Source organism: Kitasatospora sp. NPDC059571, from assembly GCF_042735675.1.
Lineage (GTDB): Bacteria > Actinomycetota > Actinomycetes > Streptomycetales > Streptomycetaceae > Kitasatospora.
In genome coordinates, this window is the sequence record NZ_JBHWBW010000520.1 from 1 (window position 1) to 5342 (window position 5342).

At 76.8% G+C, this 5342-nt stretch carries 5 protein-coding genes; 2 read left to right on the forward strand and 3 right to left on the reverse strand.

The genetic code is table 11. From position 1 onward, the window contains the following. Positions 1 to 1554 (forward strand): FUSC family protein (locus ACFV0G_RS34495; protein ID WP_380556492.1); only part of this gene is annotated, 1554 nt, incomplete at its 5' end. A gap of 178 nt (positions 1555 to 1732) precedes the next feature. Then, the gene (locus ACFV0G_RS34500) at positions 1733 to 2938 is read left to right on the forward strand and encodes an MFS transporter (protein ID WP_380556494.1); all 1206 of its coding nucleotides are present in this window, start codon (positions 1733 to 1735) and stop codon (positions 2936 to 2938) included. Between the two features lie 31 nt (positions 2939 to 2969). Here ACFV0G_RS34500 and ACFV0G_RS34505 read toward each other — a convergent pair whose 3' ends face one another. The 3 genes from ACFV0G_RS34505 to ACFV0G_RS34515 all read right to left on the reverse strand — a co-directional run. Beyond that, positions 2970 to 4196: a serine hydrolase domain-containing protein gene (locus ACFV0G_RS34505; RefSeq protein ID WP_380556496.1), complete on the reverse strand. Its 1227-nt coding sequence runs from the start codon at positions 4194 to 4196 to the stop codon at positions 2970 to 2972. A 119-nt stretch (positions 4197 to 4315) separates the two neighbouring features. Then, positions 4316 to 4567, reverse strand: coding sequence for a ferredoxin (locus ACFV0G_RS34510; protein WP_380556498.1), 252 nt, complete (start codon positions 4565 to 4567; stop codon positions 4316 to 4318). After that, a partial coding sequence (locus ACFV0G_RS34515; protein ID WP_380556500.1) for a cytochrome P450 occupies positions 4564 to 5342 on the reverse strand: 779 nt, incomplete at its 5' end. The genes ACFV0G_RS34515 and ACFV0G_RS34510, both read right to left, overlap by 4 nt.

A 5342-nucleotide genomic window follows, 5' to 3' on the forward strand; every position in this document is an offset into this window, starting at 1 on the left:
GGCGCGGTGCTGAGGCGCACCCCCCGCCCCGGCGCGGCGGGGGGGGGGCGCGCGCGGGGGGGTGGGGGGGGGGGCCGCCGGCCCGGGCCCCCCGGACGGGGCGGTGACGAACGGTCGGCGGTCGCCGACGTCTTCGACGCCCTCGCCGACGCCCTGGACGCGGTCGGCACGCCCGCCGCCGAGCCGGCCCGCCGCCGTCTCACCGCGGCGCTGGACCGCGCCGACCACGCCCTGCGCCTGTACGCGGCGCTGCGCCTGCCCGCCGGACTCCTGCCGTCCCGGCTGTTCCGCCGGGGCGGGCCGGCCCGTTCGGCGCGTCCGCACCCGGCGGACCTGCGGCTGGGCGCACGGTTCGCGGCCGCGGCCGCCCTCTGCGAGGCGAGCGTCGCGCTGCTCTGGGAGGGTTCGCCGCTGCCGCCCCGGGTCGCGGACGGACCGCGCCGCCTCGCCGCCGCGGTGCGCCGCGACGCGGCGCCGGGCCCGCTGCCCGCACCCGTCTCGGACACCCCCGCGCGCAGCGCCTTCGACCGCGCCGTGCTCGACGCCGGCCTCGCCTTCGGCGCGGCCGCCGACCCGGAGCGGCCCGGCGGGAGCGTTCCGCCGCCGCGCCGCCCGTCCCGCCGCCGGTCGCCCGCGCGCCCGACCGGTGCCGCCGGGCGGGCGTACGGCCTGCGGGTCTCCGTCTGCGTCACCGCCAGCACGGCGGCCGCCCTGCTGCTGCACACCGGGCACTGGTACTGGCTGCCGGCCACCGCCGCCTTCCTCGTCAAGCCGGACTTCGGGCCGCTGTTCTCCCGTACGGTCAGCCGCTTCGCCGGGACGGCCGCCGCAGTGCTCGCCTTCGTGCCGCTGGCGCCGCTGCTCGGCGGGACGTGGGGCCCGGTGCTGGCCGTCACCGTCGGCGGTGCGCTCTTCCCGCTCGCCGTCCGGCACTTCGCCGCGCAGACCGCCGTCGTCACGGTCACCGTGCTCACCTTCGTCTCGGTGGGCGGCGACCGCGAGGCGGCCGGCTCGCGGCTCACGGACACCGCGATCGCCTGCGCCCTGGTGCTGCTGGTCGGCCATCTGCCGCGGCTCGCCGACAGCCGGCTCCGGGCGGGCCACCGGTCGGCGCACGCCCTCCGCGACACCCGCCGCTACCTGGACCACGTCCTCGCCGACACGCCGGGGCCCGCCGCGCAGCGGGCCGCGCTGCGCCGGGCGGCGTACGGCTCGCTGGCGGAGGCCCGGGCGGCCGCCGAGACCGCGGCCGCCGAGTTCCGCACCAACGGCACCCGGGACCGCGACTGGCTGCGCGTCACCGCCGGGGCCGAGCGGATCGTGGACGCGGCCACCGCCTGCGCCGTCCGGCTGGAGTACGGCGCCCCGCGCCCGACCGCACCGGCGGTCCGCCAGGTCGTGGCCGCGCTGGACGCGGTCGCCGAGGCGCTGGAGACCCCGGCGGCGGGACCGCGCCCGGCCCCGGCGATCGGGGCACCGCCCACCGATTGCCGGACGCTGCACGACATCGTCGTGGAGCTGCACCGCATCAGCGAGCTGGCCACCGCCGCGTGAGGCCCGGAACCGCCCGGCGGGAGGCCCGCCGGGTGAGGCCCGGCGGTCACCGGTCGATAGGATCCGTACGAAACGGCCGAACCACCCGCAAGCGGTGCCCCGGCCCGGGCGGTCAGCGGCGACCGCCCGCCGATCGGCCCCCGCTGCCCGTTCCGCAGGTGATCCACGGAGTTCCCCCATGCCTCTGGCGCTCGTCGCCCTGGCCGTCACGGCCTTCGCCATCGGTACCACGGAGTTCGCCGCGATGGGACTCCTGCCGCAGATCGCCGGCGGCCTGCACGTCTCCATCCCCGCGGCCGGCCGGCTGATCGCCCTGTACGCGCTCGGGGTGGTGCTCGGCGCGCCGCTGCTCACCGCGGCCTGTGCGAGGCTGCCCCGGCGGGCCGTCCTGGTCGGCCTGACCGGGCTGTTCACGGTGGGCAACCTGCTCTGCGCGATCGCCCCGAACTTCGGCTTCCTGGCCGTCGCCCGGCTGATCACCGGGCTGCCGCACGGCGCGTTTTTCGGGGCCGGCGCGGTCGCCGCGGCCGAACTCGCCGCACCCCACCTGCGGGCGCGCGCGGTGTCGGTGATGTTCTCCGGGCTGACCGTGGCCACCATCCTCGGCGTGCCCGCGGCGACCCTGCTGGGCCAGCACCTCGGCTGGCGCGCCGCGATGCTGGTGGTCGTCGCCATCGGCGCGCTCGGCGCGGCGGCGATCGCCCGGTTCGTCCCGCCGCTGCCGGCCCATCCGCAGGCCGGGCTGCGGCACGAGCTGTCGGCCTTCCGCAGCGGCCAGCTGTGGCTGGCGCTGGCGACCGTGGTGGTCGGCTGTGCCGGGCTGTTCGCCTGCTACAGCTACATCACGCCGACCCTGACCGAGGTGGCCGGCTTCTCCGACGGCGCGGTGACCCTGGTCCTGGCGCTGTTCGGGGTCGGCATGACGATCGGAAACCTGGTCGGCGGGTACGCGGCCGACCGGGCGCTGCGCCCGAGCATCTGCGCCGCGTTCCTGCTGATGTCCCTCGCGCTGGCGCTGTTCGCGGTGACCGCGCACGCCCGCTGGTCGGCCGCGCTGACCGTGGTCCTGATCGGCGTGTTCGGCTTCGCGGTGGTGCCCACCGTGCAGACCCTGGTGCTGCAGAAGGCCAGGAGCGCCCCGACGCTGGCCTCGGCGACCGTCCAGGGCGCGTTCAACCTGGCGAATGCCCAGGGTGCGTTCCTCGGCGGGCTGGCGCTCGACGCGGGGTTCGGCTGGACCTCGCCGACCCTGGTCGGGGCGGTGCTCGCGGCGGCCGGCTGCGCCGTCGCGGTGGTCTCCTGGGTGCTGGACCGGCGGCCCCCGGGCGGGCCGTCCCCGGTCGCCGCCCGCGCGGCCGGGGAGGCGCGCCAGCAGGTCGGCTGACCCGCCGTCCTCCCCGGCCGGCCGGCCGGCCTCAGACGGTCAGCGGGTTGTCCGGGGAGAGCAGCTCGGAGATCCGCTCGGCGACGATCTCGGCGGTGTTCACGTTGGCGGGGCTGTCCGGGCCCTTGGTGCTGGAGACGGCGATCGCCAGCCTCTTCCCCGGGAGGTAGGCCTGGATGGCCGCGTACCCGGAGAACGACGGGTTCTGCACCACCCAGTCGTTGGACACGATGATGCCGAACCCGAAGTGCCTGGCCTCGGTGTTGGGGAGGCAGACGTCCGGCGGGCAGGTGTCGGTGGGGTGGCCGAGGCCGACCGTCCCCGGGTCGAGCTGCACCCGGAAGGAGCGCCGCGACAGGAGCTCGCCGGAGCCGATCGCCTGTGCCGACCGGGCCAGGTCGCAGATGTCCGTGGTGATGACGGCGCCCGGGGCGGTCGTCCAGGACGGGTTCCAGAAGGTGGACTCCTCGTAGAGGCCGCGCTCGGAGGTGAAGGCGTGCAGCACCGGGGCGGGGATCTCGGGGGTGAAGGAGTTCGCCGTGCTGTCCAGCCCGAGCGGCTCGATCACGCGTTCCCGCAGCAGCTGGTCCAGCGGGGTGCCGGTGATCCTCTCCAGGGCGGCGCCGAGCAGCTGGAAGTTGGCGTGCGAGTAGCTCCAGTTGGTCCCCGGCCGGTACCAGAGCGGGTGGCCGGCGGAGATGCCGACCACCTCCTCGGGCGTCCACTGCTTGAACGGGTGCGCCGCCAACTCGGCGAGGAACACCGGGTCCGTGACGTAGTCGTGCAGGCCCGAGGTGGAGCTGCCGAGCTCCCGCAGGGTGATCTCACGCGCGTGCGGGGCGTCCGGCAGCCAGCGGGAGATCGGGTCGTCGAGGCCGACCCGGCCCTCCTGGACGAGCTGGAGCAGGACGGTCGCCATGTAGGCGATCCCGACCGAGCCGGCCCGGAAGTTCATGTCCGGCTCCGCGGGTACACCGGTCATCGACTCGCCCAGCGCGTCGGTGATCAGCTCCTTGCCGTCGACCGTCACCTTGAACTCGACGGACTTGAGGTCGAGGTCCTGCTGGGCCTTCCGGACGGTCTCCAGGACGCGGCGGGCCTGCCCCCGCACCGGCTGCGGCGTGCTGACGCAGGCGTGCTCGCCGTGGCCGCGGACGGTCGCCGGGCCGGCGCCCGCGGCCGTCGCCGTCGCAGTGGTCTGGAGCGTGGCGGTGATCAGTGTGGCGGCGCACAGCAGCGCCCTCCGAGTACGTGTCATGTCGCACTATCGGCGGACGAACCGACAGAAACCCGGCACAACACTCCGTCCGCTCCGCCGTCCGGGGGACCGGCGGCCGCCGCCTGCGGGAGGGGCGGCGGCCCCGGGTCGGCGCGCCGTCAGTCGGCCGGCGCGATCAGCTCCCCGCCCGCGTACACCGCCAGCGCCTCCGTCGGGCACAGGTCGGCGGCCTGGGTCAGGGCCTGTGCGGAGCCCGCCGGGGCGGCCCCCGCGGGATGCCGGGGCCGGGCGCGTCCGTCCTCGCCGAGCTCCAGTGCCTGCGGCGCGGCCGCCGCGCACTGGCCGGAGCCGACGCAGCGCAGCCGGTCCACCCGCACCTCCAGGCCCGCGCCGCCGGCCGCGGCCGTCACCAGGCCACCGCCAGCCGGGCCGGGCTGCGGGTGAGCAGGCCGGTGCGCCACTCGATCGCGTCCATCGGGTCGACCAGCCGCAGCCCGGGGAAGCGTGCGGCCGCCTTGTGCAGGCCGAGTTCCAGCTCCATCCGGGCCAGCCAGGCCCCCAGGCAGTGGTGCGGGCCGGCGCCGAAGGTCAGGCTCGGTGTCGGCAGCGGTGCGAACAGGTCGAGCTCCTGCGGGTACACCGCCGGGTCGTGGTTGGCCGAGCGGCCGTCGGCGGCGACCACGCTGCCCGCGGGGATCAGCACCCCGCCGATCTCGACGTCCTCGACGGCGCGCCGCAGCTGGCCCGGCAGCGTCCGGTTGTCGCCCAGCGGCACGGCGCGCAGCAGCTGCTCGGCGGCGGCCGCCGCCTGCTCCTCGCCCTGGGCGATCCGTGCCCAGGCCGTGCCGTCGTCCTCGCCCAGCAGGTAGACCAGGGCGTTGCCGAGCGTGGTCATCGTGGTCTCGTGGCCGGCCACCACCAGTCCGCAGACCAGGGAGGTCAGCTGGGCCTCGCTGACGCCGCCGGTGCGGTCGGCGGCCTCGACCAGGCTGCTCACCAGGTCCTCGCCCGGATTCTTCCGGCGCTCCACCACCAGGCGGTGGCCGAACTCCCCGAACTCCCGCATCGCCCGCGCGATCTCCTCGGCGGTGTACGCGGTGGCCGACAGCGCGTGGTCGCTCCAGTGCCCGAGCCGCTCCAGGTCCAGGCCCTCCAGGCCCATCAGCCGGCTGATCACCGCGACCG

Coding starts and splice junctions, on each gene's coding strand:
- ACFV0G_RS34505 (WP_380556496.1), bottom strand. CDS start 4,196: ATGACACGTACTCGGAGGGCGCTGCTGTGCGCCGCCACACTGATCACC.
- ACFV0G_RS34500 (WP_380556494.1), top strand. CDS start 1,733: ATGCCTCTGGCGCTCGTCGCCCTGGCCGTCACGGCCTTCGCCATCGGT.